Origin of the sequence: Actinoplanes italicus, from assembly GCF_003001815.1 — a bacterium.
Taxonomy (GTDB): Bacteria; Actinomycetota; Actinomycetes; order Mycobacteriales; family Micromonosporaceae; genus Actinoplanes; species Actinoplanes italicus.
The window spans coordinates 770,552-793,824 of the sequence record NZ_PVMZ01000001.1 but is presented as its reverse complement, the minus strand read 5'-3'; the positions used below and the strand labels follow the sequence as shown (position 1 = coordinate 793,824).

The following is a 23,273-nucleotide window of genomic DNA, read 5'->3' as shown; positions in this document are numbered from 1 at the left end:
GCGTGTAGTAGGCTACACGCGTGAGTAGTGACAGCGACCTGACGGCCCGCGCCCGGATCCGGGACGCCGCGATCGCGCTCTTCACCGAGCGCGGCATCGCCGGTGCCACGATCCGGGACATCGCCGAGGCCGCCGGCGTCTCCTCGGGCCTGCTGCGGCACCACTTCGGCTCCAAGGAGGGGCTGCGCGACGCCTGCGACGAGTTCGCGATGGCCCGGATCGCCCAGCTGCAGATGGCCTTCACCGAGTCGCAGTCGCTCGGCGGCGCGCTGGCCCCCGACGCGCTGGCCCTCCAGCAGTACATGGTCCGTTCCCTGATGGACGGCTCGCCCCGCGGCTCCGCGATGTTCGAGGCCGCGGTGCAGCACGGCGAGCGCTGGTTCGCCGGGACGAAACTGGAGAGCAGCGACCCGCGCGCCTTCGTCGCTGTGCTCGGCGCCCTGAAGATGGGCATGTTCCTCATGCGCGACCAGCTGACCGCGGCGCTCGGCGAGGACGTCGGCGTGCTGCCCGGTTACCTGCGCATGATCCGGGCGTCCCTGGAGATCTTCAGCCAGCCACTTCTCACTCCTGAGCAGGCCGACGAGGCGATGAAGGCCTTGGATCGGCTGAAGGATTCCTCCCAGGGAGAGAAGGAGCCATGGCGGATGCCATCGAGGCAGAAGGACTGATCAAACGGTTCGGGGCGGTCACCGCTCTGGACGGTCTGGACCTGCGGGTCCGGACCGGCGAGGTGCACGGCTTCCTCGGGCCGAACGGGGCGGGCAAGACCACCACGATCCGCGTGCTGCTCGGGCTGATGCGGACCGACGGCGGGGCGGCGCGGCTGCTCGGCGGTGACCCCTGGGCCGACGCCACAGCACTGCACCGCCGGCTGGCATACGTGCCGGGCGACGTCACGTTCTGGCCCAACCTGACCGGCGGCGAGGTGATCGACCTGCTCGGGCGGCTGCGCGGCGGCCTCGACCGGAAACGCCGCGACGACCTGATCGAGCGGTTCGAGCTCGATCCGCGCAAGAAGGGCCGGGCCTACTCCAAGGGCAACCGGCAGAAGGTGGCGCTCGTCGCCGCGCTGGCCTCCGATGTGGAGCTGCTCATCCTCGACGAGCCGACCTCCGGGCTGGACCCCCTGATGGAGGAGGTCTTCCGGGAGGTGATCCTTCAGGAGAAGAGACGCGGCGATCGTACGGTCCTGCTGTCCAGCCACATCCTGTCCGAGGTCGAGGCGCTCTGTGACCGGCTGACCATCATCCGGGCCGGCCGTTCGGTGGAGAGCGGCACCCTCGACGACCTGCGCCACCTGACCCGCACCACGATCCGTGCCGAGCTGATCGGGCCGGTCAACGGGCTGGCCGGCATCGCCGGTGTGCACGACCTGACCACCGAGGACGGGCGGGTGACCTTCGACGTCGACGCGGACGCCCTCGACCCGGCGTTGAAACAGCTGGTCGCCGCCGGGGTGCGTAGTCTCGTCAGCCAGCCGCCGTCGCTGGAGGAGCTCTTCCTGCGGCACTACACCCGGGACGCGGCCTGATGACCGGGACACTGCGGCTGCTCCGGCTGGTGCTGCGGCGCGACCGGTTCGTCCTGCCGTTCTGGGTGCTCGGCCTCGGCCTGCTGCCGTACATCTACGTGACCGGCTTCGACACCCTTTTCGCCACCGTGCAGGAGCGCATCCAGTACGCCCGGATCAGCGCCGCCAACGCCGGTTTCGTGGGCCTCTACGGCCCGTTGCACGGCGACAGCATCGGTGAGCTGGTGGTGTGGCGTGGCGGGTTCTCGCCGGTGCTGGTCGGCCTGGCGGCCCTGCTCACCGTGATCCGGCACACTCGGGCCGACGAGGAGGCCGGCCGCACCGAGCTGATCCGGGCCACCGTGGTCGGCCGGTTCGCGCCGATGGCCGCGGCCCTGCTCACGACCGCTGCGGCCGGCCTGGTGATGGGTGTGATCGTGACGGTCACCCTGATCGGACAGGGACTTCCCGCCGGTGGCTCGGTGGCGCTCGGAGCGGTGTTCGCGATCAGTGTGTGGATGTTCGCCGGAGTCGGTGCGCTCGCGGCCCAGCTCAGCGGCACTGCTCGTGGAGCACGGGCGATCGGGGTGCTGGTGCTCGGGGTGGTCTGGGTGCTGCGGCTCGCCGGTGACATCTCGGCGACCGGGGACGGCAGCCTGTCGTGGCTGTCGTGGCTGTCGCCGATCGGCTGGGTGCACCGGGTCTTCCCGTTCGGGGCGGACGACTGGTGGCCGGCGGTGCTGGCGGTCGTGGTCACGCTGGCCACGGTGGTCGTCTCGGCGTACCTGCTGACCCGCCGTGATCTCGGCGGAGGCCTCCTCGCCGGACGACTCGGACCGGCCGCCGCGGCCGCGTCACTGCGCTCACCGGTGGCGCTCGCCTGGCGGCTGCACCGCGGCCTGCTGTTCGGTTGGGTCGGCGGGTTCGCCGCGCTCGGCCTGATCTTCGGCGCGGTGGCCGCCAGCGTGGTGGCGCTCGCGGAGGACTCCGCCGGGGTCGGCGAGATGTTCGCCCGGATCGGCGGGTCCGACGGGGTGCTGGACGGCTACTTCGGCACCGTCGCGCCGATCTGCGGGATCATGGCCGCCTGCTACGCGATCCAGGCTGCCCTGCGGATCCGCGACGAGGAGCAGACCGGGCACGCCGAGGCGATTCTCAGCACCGACGTCAGCCGGGTCGCCTGGGCCGGCAGCCACCTGCTGTTCGCGCTCGCCGGGCCGGCGGTGGCGCTGCTCGCCGAGGGTCTGTTCACCGGACTGGTGCACGGCGACGTCGCGTTGATGGTCAAGGTCGCGCTCGTGCAGCTGCCCGCGGTCTGGGTGCTGGCCGGGCTGGCGATGCTGCTGATCGGGGTGGCGCCGCGAGCGGCGGCCGCAGCCTGGGCGGGTGTCGCCGTGGTGCTGCTGCTCATGCTGGTCGGGCCGTTGCTGGAGTTCGACCAGTGGGTGCTCGACCTGTCACCGTTCACCCACGTCCCGCACCTGCCGGCCGCGAGCCTGTCCGCCGTACCGCTGATGAATCTGACCCTGATCGCGGCCGCCCTCGGCGGCGCCGGACTGCTCGCCCTGCGCCGCCGGGACGTCCCGGGCTAGTCCTTCGGCCGTTTCGGCAGGACCAGTTCCTCGTGGTCCAGCTCGCGGTTGAGGACCCGCAGGCTGTCGTCGGCGAGGCGGCCCGCGTCGCGCCAGCGCAGCAGCTCCTCGCGTTCGGCGTCGATGACGGCCTGGCGGACCATCAGGGCCGCCTCGTACTGCGGCGACTGCGGCACCTCGTACGACTCGACCTGCTCCAGCAGGTCGAGTCGGCGGCGGTAACGGTCCAGGCGGATCTCGAGCTGCTTGCGCATCGTCTCGATGGCCTCGTCCTCGAGTTCGTCGTGCTGCTCCTCCTGGATGTCGTCGAGCCGGTGCAGAGCGGCCTGGACGGCGGCCGAGCGAGCCTCGTTGCGCAGCCGGGCCAGGTCCTTCTTGTTGGCGCGCAGGCCCAGCCAGCGCACCAGCGGCGCGAAGGTGAGTCCCTGCCCCACCAGCGTCACCAGCACGACCACCAGAGCACAGAGAACCATCAGGTCGTGGTTCGGGACGTTCTCCGGGATGATGAAGACCGCCGCCAGCGTGATCACGCCGCGGGTGCCGGCCCAGCTCAGCGCGGTGACCTCCCGCCCGGAGAGCGGCTCCTCCTTCGTCCGGCCCTCCGGGATGTCCATGTCGTCGTCCTGCTGACCACCCAGACGCAGGTGGAGCTGACGCGGCAGCAACTGGGTGACGATCAGCCAGAACGGGCGGACCAGCAGCACGACACCGAGCGTGATGCCGAGGGCGATGGCGATCTGGCTCCATGAGTACTCGTCGAGCGAGCTCAGAACCCTCTTGACCTGCATACCGATCAGCAGGAAGACGACGCCCTCCAGCAGGAAGTCGATCAATCGCCAGACCGCGGCGGTCTGCAGACGGCTCGCCCCGGTGGTGTAGCGCGGGGTGTCGTGGCCGACCATCAGACCGGCCACCACGACCGCCAGCACACCGGAGAGGTGGTAGTGCTCGGCGAAGGTGAACGCGGCGAGCGGCGTGATGATCGACAGTGCGTTGGCGCTCAGCGGGTCGGCCCGCAACGGTTTCAGGAACCGCACGACGTAGGCGGTCATCACACCGATCAGCACGCCACCGGCCGCCGAGATGACGAACCTGCCGACCGCGTTCTCGTACGAGAAGCTGTCGACGTTGTTGTAGGTGGCGATCGCGACGGTGAGCAGGGTGAGCGCGGTCGCGTCGTTGAGCAGGCCCTCACCCTGGATAAGGGTGATCAGCTTGCCCGGCAGCCCGGCCTTGCGGCCGACCGCGAGCGCCGCGACCGGGTCCGGTGGGGCGACCGCCGCACCGAGCGCGATGCCGGTCGCCAGGGTCGCCCCGGTCACCCAGAGGGAGAAGCCGTAACCGATGAGGAGCGCGGTGATCAGCACCAGCACCACCGAGAGGCTGATCACCGTACGCATGTTGCGTCGTATGTCGAGCAGTGATGAATCGAGCGCCGCGTTGTAGAGCAGCGGAGGAAGGATGAACATCAGGATGATGTCCTCCTCCAGGGGCAGATTCTCCCCCGGCAGGTACGAGTAGACGATGCCGACGACCGTCAGCAGGACAGCGGCGGGAAGGCCGGTTCTCTCCGTGACCCAGTGGACCACGATGATCACCGCGACTGCTCCCAGCGCGAACAGCAGGATCTCCTCGTAGCTCATACGATCATTGTCGCGGCTGCTCCTTGAGCAGTTGGTCGCGGGCTGACGACAATGCGATCCGATTCGCCTCGATCTTGGGGCCGGCGCCCTCGACGATCTCGTGGATCGCGGGGTCCGTGCTGACCTGCAGGATGACCTGGGCGAGCTTGGCGGCGCGCTCGTAACCGGACAACTGAGTACTGAGGAAGAGGGCGTCGAACTCGGCTCCGGACGCGGCCCGGTACTGCCCGGCGAGGTCCTTCTGCTCGGAGTTCGGCTCGGTCGGCAGGTTCACGCCGAGGGTCTGCGCAGCCTGCGTGACCTGGGCATCCAGCTTCCGGTGATAGGTCGCGAACCGCTTGCCGAGCTTGCGGACGACGCGGTTTTCGCTCTTGCGGGCGGCCAGCCTGCCGGCCGCGATCTGGGCCAGGTTGCCCTGGTGCACGGCGATCAGGAACTCGGCCTCGGGGCTGGCCGGGCGGGCCGCCGCGACGGCGTGGCGAGTGGCCGCGGGCGCCGCCGGTGCGGCTGCCGCCGGCCCGGCGCTGAGGGCCGCGACGGCCGCCATACTCAAAGTAAAAAGCTTGTGACGGAATGACATGATCGCAGCATAAGTGGGATAAGCCGGACACTTCGTGAGCCGCCCCGAACGGTGCACGGCACCATGAGGGATGGGGACCGATCTGCATCACGAGGAGACGGGCGGCGGTGCCGATACGGTGCTGCTGCTGCACGGCGGAACTCTCGACCTGCGGATGTGGGACGAGCAGGTGCCGTTCCTGGCGCCGCGGCGCCGGGTGATCCGGTTCGACGCCCGCGGGCACGGCCGCTCGCCGACCGGCACCGAGCCGTTCCGGCAGTGCGACGACGTGGCCGCATTGCTGGGTGCTCTCGGTGTGCGGCGGGCCCATCTCGTCGGGCTGTCGATGGGCGGCAGCGCCGCGATCGACACCGCGCTCGAATACCCGGAGCTGGTGCGCAGCCTGGTGGTGATGGGTTCCGGCACCGGGACGCCGACGTTCGAGGACCCGTGGATGCTGGACGTGATGCGGCGGATGGCGGCCGCCCAGGAGCGCGCCGACGTGGCCGACTGGGTGGAGGAGTTTCTGCTGATGGGGGTGGTCGGGCCCTACCGGGGACCGGCCGAGGTCGATCGCGCGGTGCTGGACCGCTGCCGGGAGATGGCCACCGACACGGTCCGCAACCACGCGCATCCGGGCGCGGTGCCGCCGAGCTGGGTCGACGGGGCCTGGGACCGGCTGCGTGAGATCCGGGTGCCGGCGCTCGCGTTCTACGGAACGCTGGACGCGCCCGACCACCTCGCGATGGTCGAGCGCGTCTCGGAGGGGATCCGCGGGTGCCGGTTGCTGCCGGTGGAAGGGGCCGCCCACATGCCGAACATGGAGCGGCCCCTCGACGTCAACACCGCGCTCGCGGCGTTCCTCGACGACCGGTGACGGTGATCAGTAGCGGTAGTGCTCCGGCTTGTACGGGCCCTCGATGTCGACGCCCAGGTACTCGGCCTGCTTCTTGGTGAGAGTGGTGAGGCGGACGCCCAGGGCGTCCAGGTGCAGCCGGGCCACCTTCTCGTCCAGGTGCTTCGGCAGGACGTAGACCTGCTTCTCGTACGCCTCCGGGCGGGTCCAGAGCTCGATCTGGGCCATCACCTGGTTGGTGAACGAGTTCGACATCACGAAGCTCGGGTGACCGGTCGCGTTGCCGAGGTTCATGAGACGGCCCTCGGACAGCACGATGACCGCGTGACCGTCCGGGAAGCGCCACTCGTGCACCTGCGGCTTGATCTCGATCTTCTCGATGCCGTCGACCTTGGCCAGGCCGGCCATGTCGATCTCGTCGTCGAAGTGGCCGACGTTGCCGACGATCGCGTTGTGCTTCATCGCCGACAGGTGCTCGACGGTGATGATGTCGGTGCCACCGGTGGTGGTGATGAAGATGTCCGCTTCACCGACCACGTCCTCGAGCCGGACGACCTGCATGCCGTCCATCGCCGCCTGCAGCGCGCAGATCGGGTCGACCTCGGTGACGACGACGCGGGCGCCCTGGCCGCGCAGCGTCTCCGCCGAGCCCTTGCCGACGTCGCCGTAACCGCAGACCACGGCCAGCTTGCCGCCGAGCATCACGTCGGTCGCGCGGTTGAGGCCGTCGACCAGCGAGTGCCGGATGCCGTACTTGTTGTCGAACTTGCTCTTGGTGACCGCGTCGTTGACGTTGATCGCCGGGAAGAGGAGCGTGCCCTCCTTGGCCAGCTTGTAGAGCCGGGCCACACCGGTGGTGGTCTCCTCGGTGACACCCTTGATCTCGGCCGCGATCTTGGTGAACCGCTGCTTGTCGGCGGCCAGGCTGCCGCGCAGGGTCTCCAGGATGATCGAGTACTCGTGGTTGTCGTCCGCGGTGGTCTGCGGCACGGCGCCGGCCGCCTCGAACTCGACGCCCTTGTGCACCAGCAGGGTGGCGTCACCGCCGTCGTCCAGGATCATGTTCGGGCCCTGGCCGTCGCTGAACTCGAACAGGCGCATGGTGGCCCACCAGTACTCCTCCAGCGTCTCGCCCTTCCAGGCGAAGACCGGCACACCGGCGGGGGCGTCGACCGTCCCGTTCGGGCCCACGACGGTGGCGGCGGCCGCCTCGTCCTGGGTGGAGAAGATGTTGCAGGACACCCAGCGGACCTCGGCGCCGAGCGCGACCAGGGTCTCGATCAGGACGGCGGTCTGCACGGTCATGTGCAGCGAGCCGGCGATCCGGGCACCGCGCAGCGGCTTGCTCTCGCCGAACTCCTTGCGCAGCGACATCAGGCCGGGCATCTCGTGCTCGGCGAGACGCAGCTGGTGACGGCCGGCCTCGGCCAGCGACAGGTCGGCCACGGCGAAGTCGAGACCGTTGACGGATCGAAGTTTGTCGCTCATGAAAAGAGGGCTCCTCCCTCTCAGGAGGCGCCCTTGCGTCAAGAAACCCGGCCGAGCGTGGCGGACCTCAGGGGTCCGTTGCAGCGCCTCTCGGCAGAGCCGGAAACCACTTTAACCCCCGCCCGGCAAGATCACATCCGCCGGAGTGTTCCGTCGGTGTCCGTAATCACATACGTTCCGTCACCGAGCACATCCATGTCGTATTGGTTCAGGGTCGTGATCTCGAGCTCACCGAGGACCTCGCCGGTGCGGGCGTCGACCCGGAAGTGCCGCCACCACTCGGTGTCCTCCTCGTCGTCGATCCCCGAGACCACCGCGACGACGGTGTCGTCGTCGAGGAATCCGGGACTCCACTCGACGAACACGTCCTCTTCGTCGTCCCGGTAGCCGAAAGCCGACAGCGTGCACCGGAACAGGACCTCGCCGCGGGGGAACCCGTGCACGGCCAGGTCCTCGGCGTCGTGACCCACCGTGACGAACCGGGTCTCGTCCGGCGAGACGCCGTGCAGCGAGCGGTCGCCCCAGCCGTAGTCGTGCGGAGCGGCGCCCGGCGTACCCAGGTAGATCTGGATGCCGTCCTGCCCCTCGCCGACCTCCAGCAACATCCGGCCGTCGGACAGCGGGTACTGATCGCCGCCGTGCCCGACGGTCGGCAGCACGTGCCGCTCACGCAGCTCGCCGGTGGCGGCGTCCAGGACGATCCACTCGTCCTCGCGGTCACGGTCGGCCATCGCGTTCGGCGCGTAGACCCAGACCAGCGAGTCGTCGGCGGACAGCTCGACGTCGGTGAAGGAGACGCCGCACCTCGGCCCGCGCTCACCCAGGTCGAAACGCCACTCCTCGCGACCGTCCGGGTCGACCTTCAACACGGCGGTGTCGGTCGCGTAGATCAGCCGGTCGCGGGATCTGGTGACCGCGTGACCCTCGCTGCCCGGCTCCTTGAAGGTGCTCCGGGACGGGACGGCGAACGTGCGTACCAGATCGAGGTTGGTGTCGTAGACCTCGACGACGTTGTCCAGCTTGCGGGAGAACACGCGCACGCGGGCAGCCTAACGCGGGTTCGAAGCGTCACGCGAAGGGGCGAGAAAACATCAAGAACCTTCCATAGAACCTCAGAAAACCATCATTCTGTACGGCGTGAAGCACCCGTATCGGGTTCGGGAGATAGCCACGCGCGCCGGGCTGAGCCAGGCCACCGTGGACCGTGTGCTGCACCATCGCGGCGGGGTGCGGGAGAGCACCGCCCGCGCGGTGCACCAGGCGATCGCCGATCTGGACCGGCAGGAGCAGACACAGTCCGGCCGCCCGTTCGTGATCGACGTGGTGCTGCAGACGTCCCGCCGGTTCAGCGCGGCGGTCCGGGCCGCCTGCGAAGCCGAGACGCCCGAGTTCGCCCCGGTTGCCATCCGTGTCCGGCCGCACGTCACCGACGACCCGGCCACGATCCTCGAACGCCTCGGCCGATCCCGTTCGCACGGTCTCATCGTGCTGGCCCCGCCCACGCCGGAGGTCGCCGACGCGGTGGCCAGGCTGAGCGTCCCGGTCGTCACCCTCAACCACGACCTGCCGGCCGGCAAACGCATCGCGCACGTCGGGGTGGACGGCTTCGAATCCGGTGCGACGGCGGCGTACCTGGTCGAGCGGCTCCTCGCGGACCGGGCCGGTGACGTGTTGCTGATCAACGGCAGGGGCGAGCGGGAGGAGGGGTTCCGTTCGGTGCTGCCGTCCCGGCGGCTGCTCACCGCGCAGAGTTCGGACACCGCTCCGCTGCGGGCGATCCTCGCCGCCAACCCCACGATCCGGGCCGTCTACTCCGCCGGGACCTGCGGGAACGCGGCCGTGGTCGCGGCCTTCGCGGCCGAGCGCCGCAAGTACGACGTCTTCGTGGCGCACGGGCTGGACCGGGAGAACGCCGCCCTGCTGCGGGAGCACCGGATCTCCGCGGTCCTGCACCAGGATCTGCGGGCCGACGTGCGGCACGCCTGCCGGGCGATCCTGCGGGCCCAGGGAGTGCTGCCCGGCCCGATCCGCTCCCACCCGTCGGCGGTGCAGGTCATCACGCCTTTCAACGTGCCACCCGCAGCGTTCTGAAGCTGTTCACTTTTCCTTAACTCATTCCCGCCTCGAAGGCACCGATGGACCGGTAGTTGCGAGAACGAGAGAAGGACAGCGACATGGCCGGTGGGCTCGGGCAGTGGTGCCGCAACCGTAAGGTCTCCACCAAGGTGCTCGCGGTCGCCGGCGTGGCGATCGCCGGGACCGCGACGATCGGCGTGCTGAGCGTCGTCGGCATCAACCAGCTCCAGACCGACCGGAACTCCGAGATCGCCTCGAGGCTGCCGTACAGCACCCAGCTCAACGGCGCCGCCGTGACGGCGAAGTCCGCGGCCAACGACGAGCGCGGTTACCTGCTGCAGGGCAAGGCCAGTTTCGCCGAGGACGCGCGCGGCCGGAAGGAGAAGGTCGACGCCGCGCTCGCCGCGGCCCGTGCGGTCGCTGACTCGCCCGAGTCCGCGGCCCGCGTCGACGCGATCCAGGCCGCCGTCGACAACTGGTTCAGCGCGCTGGAGTCGGAGTTCACGCTCTACCGGACCCGGCCCGAGGCGGCGATCGCACTGGCCCTCGGCGAGAACCGGGACCTGCGCAAGACCTACGAGGTCCTGCTCGACGAGGAGATCGCCTACGCGGACGCGGCGTTGCTGCAGGGTCGTGAGTTCGACGCCAAGGCGGCGCGGAGCCGTACCACGATCATCGCCGTGCTGGCCGGGGTGCTGCTGGCCGCGATCGTCGCCGCCCTCTACGTGTCCCGCCTGATCGTGCAGCCGCTGCGCCGGGTCGGCAGGGTCCTCGACCAGGTGGCCGCCGGTGACCTCTCCGGTGATCCGCAGGTGGAACAGCGCGACGAGGTCGGGCAGATGGCGAGTGCGCTGCGCCGGGCCAGCGCGACGCTGCGGCAGACGGTCACCGACCTGACCGCGCACTCGCTGAAGCTCGCCGAGGAGTCCGACGGCCTCGCCCGGACCAGCCGCACCAGCTCGGCCAGCGCCGACCAGGGCTCACGTCAGGCGGCCGCGGTCGCCGACTCGGCCGCCGTCATGTCGTCGAACATCCACACGGTCGCCGCCGGCGCCGAGGAGATGGGCGCCTCGATCCGCGAGATCAGCGAGAGCGCCACCCAGGCCGCCCAGGTGGCGTCGCGCGCTGTGGACATCACCGCGAACACCAGCTCCGTGATGGCCAAGCTGGGCGAGTCCTCGTCGGAGATCGACAGCGTGGTGAAGACGATCACCGCCATCGCCGAGCAGACGAACCTGCTGGCGCTCAACGCCACCATCGAGGCGGCGCGTGCCGGGGAGCTGGGCAAGGGCTTCGCCGTGGTGGCGAGCGAGGTCAAGGAGCTGTCCCAGGAGACCGCCCGGGCGACCGAGGACATCGGTCAGCGGGTGGCCGCCATCCAGGCCGACACCGCGGGCGCGGTCGCGGCGATCGCGGAGATCAGCGAGATCATCGCGCGGATGAACGACTTCCAGACCACGATCGCGTCCGCGGTCGAGGAGCAGACCGTCACCACCAACGAGATGAGCCGCAACGTCACCGAGGCGGCCGATGCCGGGGCCCGGGTCGCCGACACGATCACCGAGGTGGCGTCGTCGGTGCGGCAGACGACGGCAGGCGTGGCCCAGACCGACCGCGCCGCCACGGACCTGGCCGGGATGTCCGGTGACCTCCGACGGATCGTGGACCGGTTCACGCTCTAGTCTTGCCAGTGGTTGCAAGAAGACGGCAGATTCACGAAAAACATGAACGAAGCATTGTGAGTTAGATCTCCGTGCATCTATCGTCGGCTCACCTTCCTCTCCAGAAAAGAGCCTTCGATGTCCTCTGACGAGAGGCGGACCGGCGTTCCACCGCGCTGGTCCGTCCTTCTTCTCGGTGTGGTGCTCGGCGCCACCGGCATCCCGCACGTCGCCCAGGCCGCTCCCACGGCCACCAAGGTCACGGCCACCAAGGTCACCCGGGCCGCGCTCGACCCGGCTCTGGTCGCCGGTCGGGGCGCCGCCGTCGCCTTCCTCGAGCAGGAGGCCGAGCACGCCGCCACCAACGGAACCGTCATCGGGCCGGACCGCACCGCCTACACGCTGCCCGCCGAGGCGTCCGGACGCTCCGCGGTCACCCTCGATCCCGGCGAGTGGGTCGAGTTCATCCTGCCCAGTGCGGCCAACGCCATCACCGTGCGGTACAGCATCCCGGACGCGCCGAACGGTGGCGGGATCACCGCGCCGCTGACCGTCGGCACCCGGCACGGCAACCGCACCATGACCCTGACCTCGCAGTACTCCTGGCTCTACAACCAGTACCAGTTCACCAACGACCCGCAGGCAGACCTCCTGCACCCGGACTGGTGGATCACCGAGTGCCAGTGCGTGCCGGCCGCCACCACCCCGGCTCCGGTGATCACCAAGCCGTTCCGGCCGGCCCGCTTCTACGACGAGCAGCGGATGCTCCTCGGGCACACGTACCGGGCCGGCGACAGGATCCGGCTCACCGCCCGGAACGTGCCGACCACCGTCGACCTCCTCGACTCGGAACTCGTCGGACTGCCGAAGGTCGACCTGAGCGGCATCAACCCGCTGCTGTTCGGCGCCGACCCGACCGGGCGGAGGGACTCTGCGCCGGCCATCGAGCGCGCGATCGCGTACGCCAAGAAGGTCGGTCGTAAGGTCTACATCCCGCCGGGCGTCTTCCAGGTCAACCGTCACATCGTCGTCGACGACGTGACGATCACCGGGGCCGGCAACTGGTACACGATCATCAAGGGCCGCGAGGTCGCGCTGGACACGCCCGCGCCGGACGGCTCGGTGCACACCGGGGTCGGCTTCTACGGCAAGGACGCGTCCGCGGGCGGTAGCCGCAACGTGCACCTGTCCGGGTTCGCGATCCAGGGCGACGTGCGTGAGCGGATCGACACCGATCAGGTCAACGGGGTCGGCGGCGCGATGAGCGACTCGACCATCGACGGCTTGTACATCCAGCACACCAAGGTGGGGCTCTGGTTCGACGGCCCGATGTCGAACACGAAGGTGACGAACAACATCATCGTGGACCAGATCGCCGACGGCCTGAACTTCCACACCGGGGTCGTGAACTCGCTGGTCCGCAACAACTTCGTCCGCAACACCGGCGACGACGCGCTGGCCATGTGGGCGGAGAAGACCACGAACAGCGGCAACACCTTCGACCGCAACACGGTGCAGTCGCCGACCCTGGCGAACGGCATCGCGATCTACGGCGGCAGGGACACCACGGTGTCGAACAACCTGATCGCCGACCCGGTCCGCGAGGGCAGCGCCCTGCACGCCGGTACCCGCTTCGGCGCCGAGCCGTTCACCGGTTTCCTGCGGTTCACGAACAACACCACGGCCCGGTCCGGCACCTTCGAGCTGAACTGGCGGATCGGTCTCGGCGCGATCTGGTTCTACTCGCTGCAGGGCAGCTTCGACAACGACATCCGGGTCACCGGCGACCACTACCTGGACAGCACCTACAACGCGATCATGCTGGTCGCCGAGTGGGGCGTGAAGGACCTCTACTCGATCGACGGGATCAAGTTCAGGGACATCAGAGTCGACGGTACGGGTACGAGCGTCCTGAGCGCCCGCGCCGGGGGTTCCGCGTCCTTCGAGAACGTTGACGCCCGCAACGTCGGCGCGGCCGGCGTCAACAACTGCGGACGCTTCGGCTTCCCGGCGACCGGCTCCGAGTTCGGCCTCACCGACCTCGGCGGCAACGACGGCGGATGGCTCGCCCCGTTCGTCCCGAACACCATCACCTGTGACGACCGCCCGCCGGTCGTCCCGCCGCCCGCCCCGTCCGAGTGGTGACCTGAATCCGCTTTCACCCGGCCGTGGCGACCACAGAGTGTCGCCACGGCCGCTGCGGGTAATACGGTGCGCGCGGTTGGTTGCCGGGAGCGAGGCTTGGGTAGCCTGGTCGGCGCTGCGAGGACTGCGAAGATGGGAAGTACGTTGAGCCGAACCCTGTTGGTCACCGGTGGTGCCGGATTCGTCGGTAGCGCCTTGATCCGTTCGCTCCTGAACGACTTCCCGGACGCCGCCGTGGTCTCGCTGGACAACTACTTCACCGGCACCCCGGCGAACCACGTCAACGACCCGCGCGTCACCTACATCGACGGGTCGACGACCGACATCGCCAAGACCTGGGCGGACCGTGGGCTGCCGGGCCCGGAGCTTGTCTTCCACCTCGGTGAGTACTCACGCATTCCGCAGTCGTTCGAGGACCACGACCTGACCTGGGACTTCAACCTCCTCGGCACCAAGGAGGTGGTCAAGTTCACGGCCGGCCACGGTGCGAAGCTGATCTACGCCGGATCCAGCTCGAAGTTCGGCAACGACGGCGAGGACGAGAACCTCAACCCGTATGCGTGGACCAAGGCCAAGAACATCGAGTACATCAAGAACTACTCGAACTGGTACGGCCTGGACTACGCCATCGCGTACTTCTACAACGTCTACGGCCCGGGCCAGATCACCCAGGGCAAGTACGCCACCGTGATCGGCATCTTCGAGCGTCAGTTCCTGGCCGGTGAGCCGCTCACCGTGGTCTCGCCCGGCACCCAGACCCGAGATTTCACCCACATCGACGACATCGTCCGTGGGCTCGTTCTGGTCGCCCGGAGCGGCTCCGGCGACGGATACCTGCTCGGCACCGGCTGCGAGTGGCCGCTGGCCAAGGTGGCCGAGATGTTCGGGACCGAGTTCGTGCTGATCCCGGAGCGGCGCGGTGAGCGGGTCCGCGGTCAGGCCGACACCGCCAAGGCCAACAGCCTGGGCTGGCACGCCGAGAAGCGGCTCGACGAGTACATCGCCGAGTTCATCGCGGCCCAGTCCCGCTGATAGTCCACGTGGCTTCCGGACTCGAGGCATGAATCGCCGCAGGAAGGGCATGCGGGGGCCATGCGCAACGGGATCAAAATCGTCGTAGTGTCCGGCCACGCGCCTCTGGTGCGTGGCCTGGAGCGGAGCATTCCCGAGGCGACCGGTGGCCACGCCGCCGTCGCCGGCACGGGTGACGGCTCGGACGTCGCGGAGCTGCTGCGTGGATCCGATCCGGATGTGGTTCTCGTCGACCTGGTACACCCAGCCGGCGTCGCCGCGGTCACGACGGCCCGCGCCGTGGCGCCACACGCACGGGTCCTGGCCCTGGCCGACGGCGATCCGGCGGCCGTGCTGGAAGCGCTGCGCGCGGGAGCGTCCGGCGTGCTCCCACGCGGCGACGAGGTGGTTCCGCCGCTCGTCGCCGCCCTGGAGGGCTGGGCCGTGGTGCCCGTTCCGCTGCTCGCCTCGCTGGTGGAACGGCCCGGCCCGCAGATCGCACAGACCCCGGCGTCGGTGCTCGACGACAACGATCGGCGGCTGCTGCGCCTGATCGCGACCGGTTCGTCGACCAGCGAGATCGCCGGTCTGCTGCACGTCTCCGACCGTACGGTCAAGCGCCTGACCGCCGCACTGCTGCGCAAGCTGCACGTCTCCAGCCGTACCGAGGCCGCAGCGGTGGCCGGCAGCGCCGGCCTCGTCTGAGAGGCCGGCGCCGCCGGCGCACTCAGCCGGTGGCGCGCGGCCGGCTCGTCACCGCGGACAGCGGCGTGGCCACGTCCTCCAGGGACTTGCCCTCGGCGTCGATGCCGAGGAACCACTCGACGATGCCACCGACCGCCATCACGGCGGCGCCGATCAGGAAGCCGATGAACAGCTTGCCCGGGTCCTCGCCCTCGCCGATGAGCCAGCCGTAGAAGACCGGCCCGATCGCGCCGAAGCACTGGGCGATCGCGAAGAACACCGCGATCGCCTGGGCCCGGATCTCCAGCGGGAAGATCTCGCTGACGGTCAGGTACGCCGAGCTGGCCCCCGCCGACGCGAAGAAGAAGATCACGCTCCATGCGATCGTCTGGGTGATCGCGTTGAGCACACCCTGATGGAAGAGCACCGCGGTGATCGCCAGCAGGGCACCGGAGAGCAGATAGGTGCCGGAGATCATCCTCCGGCGTCCGACGGTGTCGAAGAGGCGGCCGATGGTGAGCGGGCCGATCAGGTTGCCGACCGCGAACGCCACCAGGTACAGCGGCGCGGCCTTCTCGTCCACGCCGAAGAACTTGGTGAGCACCAGCGTGTAGGTGAAGAAGATCGCGTTGTACAGGAACGACTGCGTGATCATGAGGGTCGCGCCCAGCGTCGACCGGGCCGGGTAGAGCCGGAACAGCACCTTCAGCAGCGACAGGTAACCGTGCGGCTTCGTGGGCCGGATCTCGATCGCCTTCGACTCGTCCAGCGGCTCGAGCGTCTGACCGGAGGCTTCGGCGGCCCGCTCGATCCGGGCGATGTTCTCCTCGGCCTCCGCCTCCCGGCCGTGCATGACCAGCCAGCGCGGGCTCTCCGGCAGGTGCCGCCGCAGACCCCAGATCGCCAGACCGATGATCGGGCCGAGCAGGAACGCGATCCGCCAGGCCCAGTTCAGCTCGACGTTGTTGAGCAAGACGTATGTCCCGAGCGTGCCGATGATGGCGCCACCCCAGTAGGTGCCGTTCACCCCGATGTCCACACGTCCGCGATATCGCGCCGGCATCATCTCGTCGATCGCCGAGTTGATCGCGGCATACTCGCCACCGATACCGGCTCCCGCGATGAACCTCGTGAGATACAGGAAGACCAGTGCGGCCGGACCGTTACCCCAGGTCAGGGCGGTAAGCGCGTTGCCGCCGAGATAGACGGCCAGGGTGACGATGAACAGGTTCCGGCGGCCGAGCGCGTCGGACAGCCGGCCGAAGAACAGCGCTCCGAACACCTCACCGAGCAGATAGACGGTCGCGATCAGGCCGACCTGCGTGGAACTCAGCGCGAGCGTCTCCTGCTCGGCCAGTACCGGGCCGACCGCGCTGGCCACGGTGATCTCGAGCCCGTCGAGAACCCAGGCGGTTCCGAGGGCCATGACGATGCGGGTGTGGAACGGTGACCACCTGAGCCGGTCGATACGAGCCGGTATGAGACTGCGGATGGTTCCCGAGTTCTCCGAACCGGAGGCCGGGGCGGCTTGCACCATGGACGCACCTCCATATGCGTGATGTGGTTCACGCATACCCAGGAATCTCACAGCTCTACCCGTGAACATTCAGCGTCACCGAAGCTTCACGTCGCGTCGCTACGGACCCGTACTTTCGGTGGATGTCCATGCGTTGATCTTGTCTCTACGATCCGTTGGCGGACTTCTCCGCCTTGATCAATACGGGGACGACATGCGTATATCCCGGGTCGCGCTGGCGGCCACCGTCCTGGCCGGTGCCTCCGCCATGGGCTTCGGACTGTCCGTCGGCACGGCCTCTGCCGACACCGACGAGAAGCTGCCGATCAAGTCGTTCGGCGACATCGCCGTCGACGCGGTGCACAAGCGTGTGTTCGTCAGCGACCCCGCCGCCGGGAAGATCGTCGCGATGAACTACCAGGGTCACGAGACCGTAGAGGTGACCGGGCTCACCGGCGTCCGAGGGCTTCAGCTCTCCGCCGACTCGAGCACGCTCTACGCCGCGGTGAGCGGAGCCCGCAAGGTCGTCGCGCTGACCACCGAAACGCTCACCGAGTCGGCCTCCTATCCGGTCGGCGAGAATGGGTTCGTCTCGGACGTCGTCGGTCCGATCAACGGCAAGCTCTGGTTCTCCACCCAGAACAGCCGGACCGGCACCATCGGCTCGGTGGATCTGGCCACCTCCGAGATCGCGGTCCACGACGCGTCCGCCGACGGCGTCGACCTCTACGCGATCCCGGCCATCTCCACCGGCGCCGGCGCTCCCGGCCTCATCGTCCTGACCGACACCGACACGACCAGCGGTGAGAGCGTCGTCTACGACGTCTCGTCGGGTGCCGCCGATCTCAAGCTCGAGACCAGGGTGTTCGGCACCTTCACGTCGGACGTCGCCATCTCCGGCAACGGCGGCCACCTCATCCAGGTGGGTTACAACGGCTCCAACCGCATCGCGCTCGCCGACGGGGCCAAGGAGGAGGCCTACACGAACCTGGACAACTTCGGTGGGGTCGAGGTGGCCTCGGACGGCAGGGTCGCGCTCGCCATCCGTGGCACTTCCTTCAACGGCTTCGCTGACGTGCAGGTCTTCCAGCCCGGTGCGGCTACGCCGGAACTCACCTTCAAGCTGCCGGCGGTCTCGGGCAGCTACAACCGGCCCGAGGCGATCGGCCGCAGCCTGGCCTGGGAACCCGGCGGCTCGCGGCTCTTCGTGATCGGCGATGGCGACGGCGACACGTTCTGGCTCTACACGCTGAACGACCCGGATGCGGTCGAGCCGGACCCGACTCCGTCGACGACCAGCCCGTCGCCCGCGAGTCCGACACCGGGCAACCCCACCACCACCCAGCCGAGCGAGCCGTCGCTGCTCATCTCGGCTCCGGCCACCGCCACCCGAGGGAAGCCGCTCACGCTGACCGGGTCGCTCACCCTGCCCCCGTCGACACCCGTGGGGACCGAGGTCGTCATCGAGCGATCCGACATGGACGCCCGGGACAAGGTCGTGGGCACGGCAAAGACCGGTGAGAACGGTTCCTGGAGTTTCACCGACGTGCCGACGGCCGGCGGCACGGTCACGTACGGCGTCCGCTACGCCGGATCCGTGCAGTACCCGGCCCTGGTGAACTGGACGTTCCTCGAGGTCTCCCGGGCCACCCCCGGCCTGGTGATCGACAAGGGCAACAGCGTCAACGCGTACGGGTCGACGGTCACCTTCACGGTGACGCTGGGCAAGACGTACAAGAACCGCGTCGTCGAGATCTTCGCCGATCCGGCCAGTCCCTGGCAGGGGAACTCGCTGATCAAGAAGGGCACGGTCAACAGCGCCGGCAAGCTGTCGGTCTCCTACCGGCTGACCTACAACACGAAGCTGGCCGTGGTCTTCAAGGGCGACGCCCAGTACGCCCCGCGCACGGTGACCGCGACGGCGTACACCAAGGTCAACGTAAGCACCCGGATGTTCAAGCACTACAAGACGAAGAAGATCGGCTCGACGAGCTACTACGTCTACCGGACCAAGCGGGACCCCGAGTTCACCCACACGATGACCCACTATCCGCGGCGGATCGAGCGCACGGTCATCCAGAAGTACTCGGGCGGCAAGTGGCGTAACTACTCCTCGGGCTACTTCGAGCTGGTCAACGGCAAGTCGGAGCTGATCTTCGAGGGCACCTTCAAGGCCGGTCAGCGATTCCGGGTCCGGTCGGAGTACATCCCGGGGGCGTACGGCCGCGACAACTTCAACTACACGACCTACGGGGCGTGGAGGTACTGGACGTTCACCAAGTAACCCCCACTACGACGAGGGCCGGCTCCACTGTGGGCCGGCCCTTTCGCGTCGTGCCGATTCCGTTGCGACGTTCCGGGTGCGACTCATCCTTTCGGTTGATCAACCTTCCTTACTTTTCCCTTAAGCTGCCCGAGCAGCCATCTGCCCAAGTCGATGTGAAGCATCTCCATGCGTCACCGAGTGATCGCACTCAACGGGGGAAAGACTCCATGCGCACCAGAATTGCGGCCGCCACCGCGGCCGCGATGCTCGGCTCGGTCGTGCTCGTGTCCGGCGCCTCGCCGGCTCGCGCCGACTCGGCCGCGACGCTGTCCGTCAAGTCGGCGACCGACCTGGTCGCCGACGGCGTGAACAAGCGGCTCTTCTTCTACGACCAGAAGAGCGGGGAGATCGTGGCCATCGGCTACGACGGTGCCCTGCTCGGCAAATACTCCCTGCCCGCCCTCACCGACATCGCGCTGGCCCCGGACTCGTCGGCGCTCTACGCGGCGGTCCCGGTCTCCAACAAGATCGTGGCACTGAACCCGGTCACGCTCGAGCTCATGGAGGAGTACAAGCTCGGCGAGACCATCGCGCCGTACTATCTCGCGGTGGTCGGCCAGAAGGTCTGGTTCGGACACACCGACGGCTGGACCGGTGAGATCGGCTCGCTCGACCTGTCCGGTGAGACGCCGACGGCCACGCTCGCGACCGAGGCTGGTGACTGGCTGTTCCGGGCGCCGCGGCTGGCGGCCTCCACCAACGGCCGCCTGGTCGCCACCGCCCGCGGCCAGTACGCCTCGTTCGACATCAGCGACGGCACCCCGGTCCCGCTGTCCCGGTACGAGCAGGACGACGACGCCCCGTACGACGTGGCGATCACCGCCGACGGCGAGAGGTACGTGACCGTCGACACCCGCGCGATCCTGACTGTCCGGCAGGTCTCCGACCAGACCGTGGTGCGGACCCTGGGCGTGGACCACTACGCCGAGGCGGTCGACATCGCCGAGGACGGGACCGTTGCCGCCGGATCGGACAGCGCTTATGGTCCTGACCTCGCGACCTTCTCGCCGGGGACGAACGAGAAGATCCGGGAGTACGACTTCCCGAACACCGGCTACAACAGCGGCGGCGACGGCATGGACGCCCAGGCACTGGCCTGGGAACCGGGCGGGAACCGGCTCTTCGCGATCTCGGTGAACTCGGAGTACCAGTACTCGCTGCGGGTCTACACCGAGCCGCGGAGCAACCGGCCCACGCTGACCCTGACCGGCCCGGCCTCGGCGCCGCGGGCGAAGGCGCTGACCATCAGCGGCACGCTGAAGGCGTCGGTGGCACTGCCGGCCGGCACCCCGGTCACCGTCACCCGGACCGACATCGAGTCGCCGACGGGCCGCTCGCTCGGCACCCGGACGATCAACGCGACCGGTGGCTTCACCTTCACCGACACCCCGACCGTCGGCGGCCGGGTGACCTACCGGGTCAGCTATGCCGGGGACGCCACCCACTACCCGGCGTCCACCACCAAGGTCGTCGAGGTCTCCCGGAACGCCACGTCGCTGGGGCTGAACAACAACGGCAAGGTCTACAACTACGGCGCGACCGCCTACTTCTCCGCGTACCTCGGTAAGACGTACAAGAACCGGACCGTCGAGGTCTGGGCCGACCCGTACGGCGGCGACCAGCCCCGGCGGCTGCTGAAGAAGGCCACGGTCAACAGCAAGGGCTACGTCTACACGTCCCTGAAGCTGTACCGCAACACGTCGGTCCAGGCCGTGTTCACCGGCGACGGCCAGTACTCGAACCGGGTCGTGACGTCCACGGTCTACGCGAAGACGAAGGTCTCGCTGAAGCTCGGCAAGCACTACAAGACCGGCAAGATCAGCGGTACGACCTACCGGTACTACAAGAAGAAGGTCGACCCGCTCTTCACCGTGACCATCCCGAAGTACCCGTACCGGGCCGCCTACCTGCGCGTCGACATCCACTACAAGGGCAAGTGGCGCGCCTTCGGTGACGCCTACGTCGGCCAGGACCGGTACGGCCGGTCCTTCATCGCCATGGAGAGCTCCGGCGTGGCCGGCTACAAGTTCCGGGTGCGTGGCGCGTACCGCAAGGGCGGCTCCGGCGACAGCGTCAACTACACCACCTACACGCCTTACCAGTACTTCTACATCAGCAAGTAACGGGGGACAGTCCACATGCGAAAGACGATCGCGGCCGTCTCGGCGGCCGCGGTCCTGGGCTCTGTCGTGCTCGCCGCCTCTCCGGCGTCGGCCGACTCGACCAGGATCCTGCCCATCAAAGCGGCCGACAACCTGATCGCCGACGGCACCCGTGAGCGGCTGTTCCTCAGCGACAGGACGACCGGTGTCGTGGCCCTCGGCTACGACGGCGACGTGGCCGACACCTACGCGCTGCCGGGTGTCTCCGACCTCATCCTGACCCGCGACGCGGCCCGCCTGTACGCGGCGGTCCCGGACCAGTTCAAGATCGTGGCACTGGACGCCGAGACCCTGGACCTCGTCGCCGAGTACCCGGTCGGCGAGAAGATCAAGCCGTACTACCTGACCACGGGTGGCGGCAAGATCTGGTTCAGCTACAGCGAGCGGCCGGCTGACCCCTGGGGCTCCGGCAAGGAGAACATCGGCTCGCTCGACCTGGCCGGTGACGCCCCGGTGGTCGCCCTCAAGCAGGGCGACGACAAGTGGGACGACCCGTGGTACGACAAGGCGCCTCGTCTCGCGTCCGCCGCCACCGACACCACGCGTATCGTCGCCGCCGGCGTGCAGCAGGACGCGGTCTTCGAAATCTCGGACGGCACGCTGAAGCAGGTGGCCGTGACCGGCGGCAACAGCAGCAGCTCCGAGAAGCAGGACGTCGCGCTGTCGCCGGACGGCGAGTTCATGGCCACCACGGTCTGGGGCGAGAACCAGGTCAGGATCCGGCGAACCTCCGATCTGGACATGACGCGGGTCCTGCCGATCGAGGGAGGCACCACCGCGGTCGACATCGCGGCGGACGGCACGGTGGCTGCCGGCACCGGCGGCACCTACGACCCGGACATCTTCGTCTTCCCCAACGGGTCGAGCACCACGGTCCGGGAAATCGAGCTGGGCGACACCGACGACTGGATCAGCGGTGGCGATTCGATCGCCGAGAACTCGCTGGCCTGGGAGTCCGGCGGTGGCCGGCTCTTCGCGATCTCCGTCAACACCAAGGGCGTCTACAGCCTGCGGGTCTTCGACGAGCCGCGGAAGTCGCAGCCCACGCTGACCCTGACCGGCCCGCAGTCCTCGGCCCGGGCCAAGGCGCTCACCGTGAGCGGCAACCTCAAGTCGTCGCTCACCCTGCCGGCCGGTACGCCGGTGACCGTCACCCGGACCGACGCCGAGTCCCCGGCCGGTGTCACGCTCGCCGGCCGTACGACCGACGCGTCGGGCAACTTCTCGTTCACCGACACCCCGCAGTCCGGCGGACGGGTCACCTATCGGGTCGCCTACGCCGGTGACGAGACCCGATCGGCGGTCAGCGCCACACACGCGGTCGACGTCGCCCGGTCCACCCCGTCGCTGGGCCTGAACAACAACGGCCGGGTCTACAACTACGGCGCCACCGCCTACTTCTCGGCCTACCTGGGTGTCACCTACAAGAACCGGGTGGTGGAGGTCTACGCCGACCCGTGGGGCGGCGACCAGGGCCGGCGGCTGCTGAAGAAGGCCACGGTCGACGGCAAGGGGTATCTGTACACGTCGGTGAAGGTGTACCGGAACACCGCGGTCCAGGCGGTCTTCACCGGTGACAGCCGGATGTCGCCGCGCACGGTCACCGCGACCGTGTACACCAAGGTCCCGGCCAGTCTGAAGCTGACCAAGCACTACAAGACCGCCAAGATCGGCAAGACCACCTACCGGCACTACAAGAAGAAGACGTACCCGGTCTTCACGGTGACGCTGCCGAAGTACCCGAACCGCGCCGCGTACGTGCGGGTCGACATCTACTACCAGGGCAAGTGGCGGTCCTGGGGCGACGGCTATGTCGGCCAGGACCGGTACGGGCGCAGCGTCATCCGGATGGACACCCGGGGCTGGGCCGGCTACAAGTTCCGGGTCCGGGCCGCCTACCGCTACGGCACCTCCGGCGACAACGTCAACTACACGACATACACGCCGTACCAGTACCTCTACATCAGCCGGTAAAAGACCAGGCCACAGCATCGGGGGTACGGCCGGAGGGCCGTACCCCCGATGTGCTCGACCGTGTCGT

The 23,273-nt window shown here is 68.7% G+C and carries 17 protein-coding genes and 1 riboswitch; of the genes, 12 read left to right on the top strand and 5 right to left on the bottom strand.

Features of this window, described 5'->3' with window-relative positions; genetic code table 11:
* The first annotated feature begins 20 nt into the window (after positions 1-20).
* Genes CLV67_RS03820 through CLV67_RS03810 form a run of 3 tightly spaced genes read left to right on the top strand, consistent with a single transcriptional unit; the run spans position 21 to position 3,105 of the window.
* Positions 21-671: a TetR/AcrR family transcriptional regulator gene (locus CLV67_RS03820; protein ID WP_106315671.1), complete on the top strand. Its 651-nt coding sequence runs from the start codon at positions 21-23 to the stop codon at positions 669-671.
* Positions 641-1,534 carry an ABC transporter ATP-binding protein gene (locus CLV67_RS03815; protein ID WP_106315670.1) on the top strand — a complete coding sequence of 298 codons (894 nt, stop codon included), beginning with the start codon at positions 641-643 and terminating at the stop codon, positions 1,532-1,534. The genes CLV67_RS03820 and CLV67_RS03815 overlap by 31 nt, the downstream gene beginning before the upstream one ends.
* Positions 1,534-3,105 (top strand): ABC transporter permease, encoded by a 1,572-nt coding sequence (locus CLV67_RS03810; RefSeq protein WP_106315669.1) that lies wholly within the window; start codon positions 1,534-1,536, stop codon positions 3,103-3,105. Before CLV67_RS03815 ends, CLV67_RS03810 begins: the two co-directional genes overlap by 1 nt.
* Here CLV67_RS03810 and CLV67_RS03805 read toward each other — a convergent pair.
* Positions 3,102-4,748, bottom strand: coding sequence for a cation:proton antiporter (locus tag CLV67_RS03805; RefSeq protein ID WP_106315668.1), 1,647 nt, complete (start codon positions 4,746-4,748; stop codon positions 3,102-3,104). The two genes, CLV67_RS03810 and CLV67_RS03805, sit on opposite strands and share 4 nt — an antisense overlap.
* A gap of 4 nt (positions 4,749-4,752) precedes the next feature.
* On the bottom strand, positions 4,753-5,328 hold the full coding sequence (locus CLV67_RS03800; RefSeq protein WP_106315667.1) for a DUF4142 domain-containing protein: 576 nt from the start codon (positions 5,326-5,328) through the stop codon (positions 4,753-4,755).
* A 70-nt stretch (positions 5,329-5,398) separates the two neighbouring features.
* On the opposite strand from CLV67_RS03800, the gene CLV67_RS03795 reads away from it, so the two are divergent.
* Entirely contained in the window at positions 5,399-6,184 is a 786-nt protein-coding gene (locus CLV67_RS03795) for an alpha/beta fold hydrolase (protein ID WP_106315666.1), read from the top strand.
* A 6-nt stretch (positions 6,185-6,190) separates the two neighbouring features.
* On the opposite strand, the gene ahcY is transcribed toward CLV67_RS03795, so the two are convergent.
* Positions 6,191-7,651, bottom strand: coding sequence for an adenosylhomocysteinase (gene ahcY, locus CLV67_RS03790; RefSeq protein WP_106315665.1), 1,461 nt, complete (start codon positions 7,649-7,651; stop codon positions 6,191-6,193).
* 18 nt (positions 7,652-7,669) lie between these two features.
* Positions 7,670-7,749: riboswitch (S-adenosyl-L-homocysteine riboswitch) on the bottom strand.
* Positions 7,750-7,782: 33 nt separating this feature from the next.
* Positions 7,783-8,691: a hypothetical protein gene (locus CLV67_RS03785; protein WP_146168980.1), complete on the bottom strand. Its 909-nt coding sequence runs from the start codon at positions 8,689-8,691 to the stop codon at positions 7,783-7,785.
* Between the two features lie 97 nt (positions 8,692-8,788).
* Between CLV67_RS03785 and CLV67_RS03780 the strand changes: the two genes are divergently transcribed.
* The 5 genes from CLV67_RS03780 to CLV67_RS03760 all read left to right on the top strand — a co-directional run bounded on the left by CLV67_RS03780 (position 8,789) and on the right by CLV67_RS03760 (position 15,249).
* Positions 8,789-9,742: a LacI family DNA-binding transcriptional regulator gene (locus CLV67_RS03780; protein ID WP_106315663.1), complete on the top strand. Its 954-nt coding sequence runs from the start codon at positions 8,789-8,791 to the stop codon at positions 9,740-9,742.
* A gap of 56 nt (positions 9,743-9,798) precedes the next feature.
* Positions 9,799-11,409, top strand: coding sequence for a methyl-accepting chemotaxis protein (locus tag CLV67_RS03775; protein ID WP_146168979.1), 1,611 nt, complete (start codon positions 9,799-9,801; stop codon positions 11,407-11,409).
* 117 nt (positions 11,410-11,526) lie between these two features.
* Positions 11,527-13,533, top strand: a complete 2,007-nt coding sequence (locus CLV67_RS03770) for a glycosyl hydrolase family 28-related protein (protein WP_106315661.1) — start codon at positions 11,527-11,529, stop codon at positions 13,531-13,533.
* A 132-nt stretch (positions 13,534-13,665) separates the two neighbouring features.
* Positions 13,666-14,565, top strand: coding sequence for an NAD-dependent epimerase/dehydratase family protein (locus tag CLV67_RS03765; protein WP_106315660.1), 900 nt, complete (start codon positions 13,666-13,668; stop codon positions 14,563-14,565).
* Positions 14,566-14,652: 87 nt separating this feature from the next.
* On the top strand, positions 14,653-15,249 hold the full coding sequence (locus CLV67_RS03760; protein WP_239166652.1) for a response regulator transcription factor: 597 nt from the start codon (positions 14,653-14,655) through the stop codon (positions 15,247-15,249).
* Positions 15,250-15,271: 22 nt separating this feature from the next.
* Here CLV67_RS03760 and CLV67_RS03755 read toward each other — a convergent pair whose 3' ends face one another.
* The gene (locus CLV67_RS03755; protein ID WP_106315658.1) at positions 15,272-16,765 is read right to left on the bottom strand and encodes an MFS transporter; all 1,494 of its coding nucleotides are present in this window, start codon (positions 16,763-16,765) and stop codon (positions 15,272-15,274) included.
* A gap of 193 nt (positions 16,766-16,958) precedes the next feature.
* On the opposite strand from CLV67_RS03755, the gene CLV67_RS03750 reads away from it, so the two are divergent.
* From CLV67_RS03750 to CLV67_RS03740, 3 genes are all read left to right on the top strand, one after another.
* Complete coding sequence (locus CLV67_RS03750; RefSeq protein WP_106315657.1) at positions 16,959-19,028, top strand: NHL repeat-containing protein; 2,070 nt, start codon at positions 16,959-16,961, stop codon at positions 19,026-19,028.
* A gap of 209 nt (positions 19,029-19,237) precedes the next feature.
* The gene (locus CLV67_RS03745) at positions 19,238-21,193 is read left to right on the top strand and encodes a hypothetical protein (protein ID WP_106315656.1); all 1,956 of its coding nucleotides are present in this window, start codon (positions 19,238-19,240) and stop codon (positions 21,191-21,193) included.
* A 15-nt stretch (positions 21,194-21,208) separates the two neighbouring features.
* Complete coding sequence (locus CLV67_RS03740; RefSeq protein ID WP_106315655.1) at positions 21,209-23,206, top strand: WD40 repeat domain-containing protein; 1,998 nt, start codon at positions 21,209-21,211, stop codon at positions 23,204-23,206.
* Positions 23,207-23,273: the final 67 nt, after the last annotated feature.

Coding starts and splice junctions, on each gene's coding strand:
- CLV67_RS03745 (WP_106315656.1), top strand. CDS start 19,238: ATGCGCACCAGAATTGCGGCCGCCACCGCGGCCGCGATGCTCGGCTCG.
- CLV67_RS03765 (WP_106315660.1), top strand. CDS start 13,666: ATGGGAAGTACGTTGAGCCGAACCCTGTTGGTCACCGGTGGTGCCGGA.
- CLV67_RS03740 (WP_106315655.1), top strand. CDS start 21,209: ATGCGAAAGACGATCGCGGCCGTCTCGGCGGCCGCGGTCCTGGGCTCT.
- CLV67_RS03810 (WP_106315669.1), top strand. CDS start 1,534: ATGACCGGGACACTGCGGCTGCTCCGGCTGGTGCTGCGGCGCGACCGG.
- CLV67_RS03795 (WP_106315666.1), top strand. CDS start 5,399: ATGGGGACCGATCTGCATCACGAGGAGACGGGCGGCGGTGCCGATACG.
- CLV67_RS03770 (WP_106315661.1), top strand. CDS start 11,527: ATGTCCTCTGACGAGAGGCGGACCGGCGTTCCACCGCGCTGGTCCGTC.
- CLV67_RS03755 (WP_106315658.1), bottom strand. CDS start 16,765: ATGGTGCAAGCCGCCCCGGCCTCCGGTTCGGAGAACTCGGGAACCATC.
- ahcY (WP_106315665.1), bottom strand. CDS start 7,651: ATGAGCGACAAACTTCGATCCGTCAACGGTCTCGACTTCGCCGTGGCC.
- CLV67_RS03800 (WP_106315667.1), bottom strand. CDS start 5,328: ATGTCATTCCGTCACAAGCTTTTTACTTTGAGTATGGCGGCCGTCGCG.
- CLV67_RS03805 (WP_106315668.1), bottom strand. CDS start 4,748: ATGAGCTACGAGGAGATCCTGCTGTTCGCGCTGGGAGCAGTCGCGGTG.
- CLV67_RS03815 (WP_106315670.1), top strand. CDS start 641: ATGGCGGATGCCATCGAGGCAGAAGGACTGATCAAACGGTTCGGGGCG.
- CLV67_RS03750 (WP_106315657.1), top strand. CDS start 16,959: ATGCGTATATCCCGGGTCGCGCTGGCGGCCACCGTCCTGGCCGGTGCC.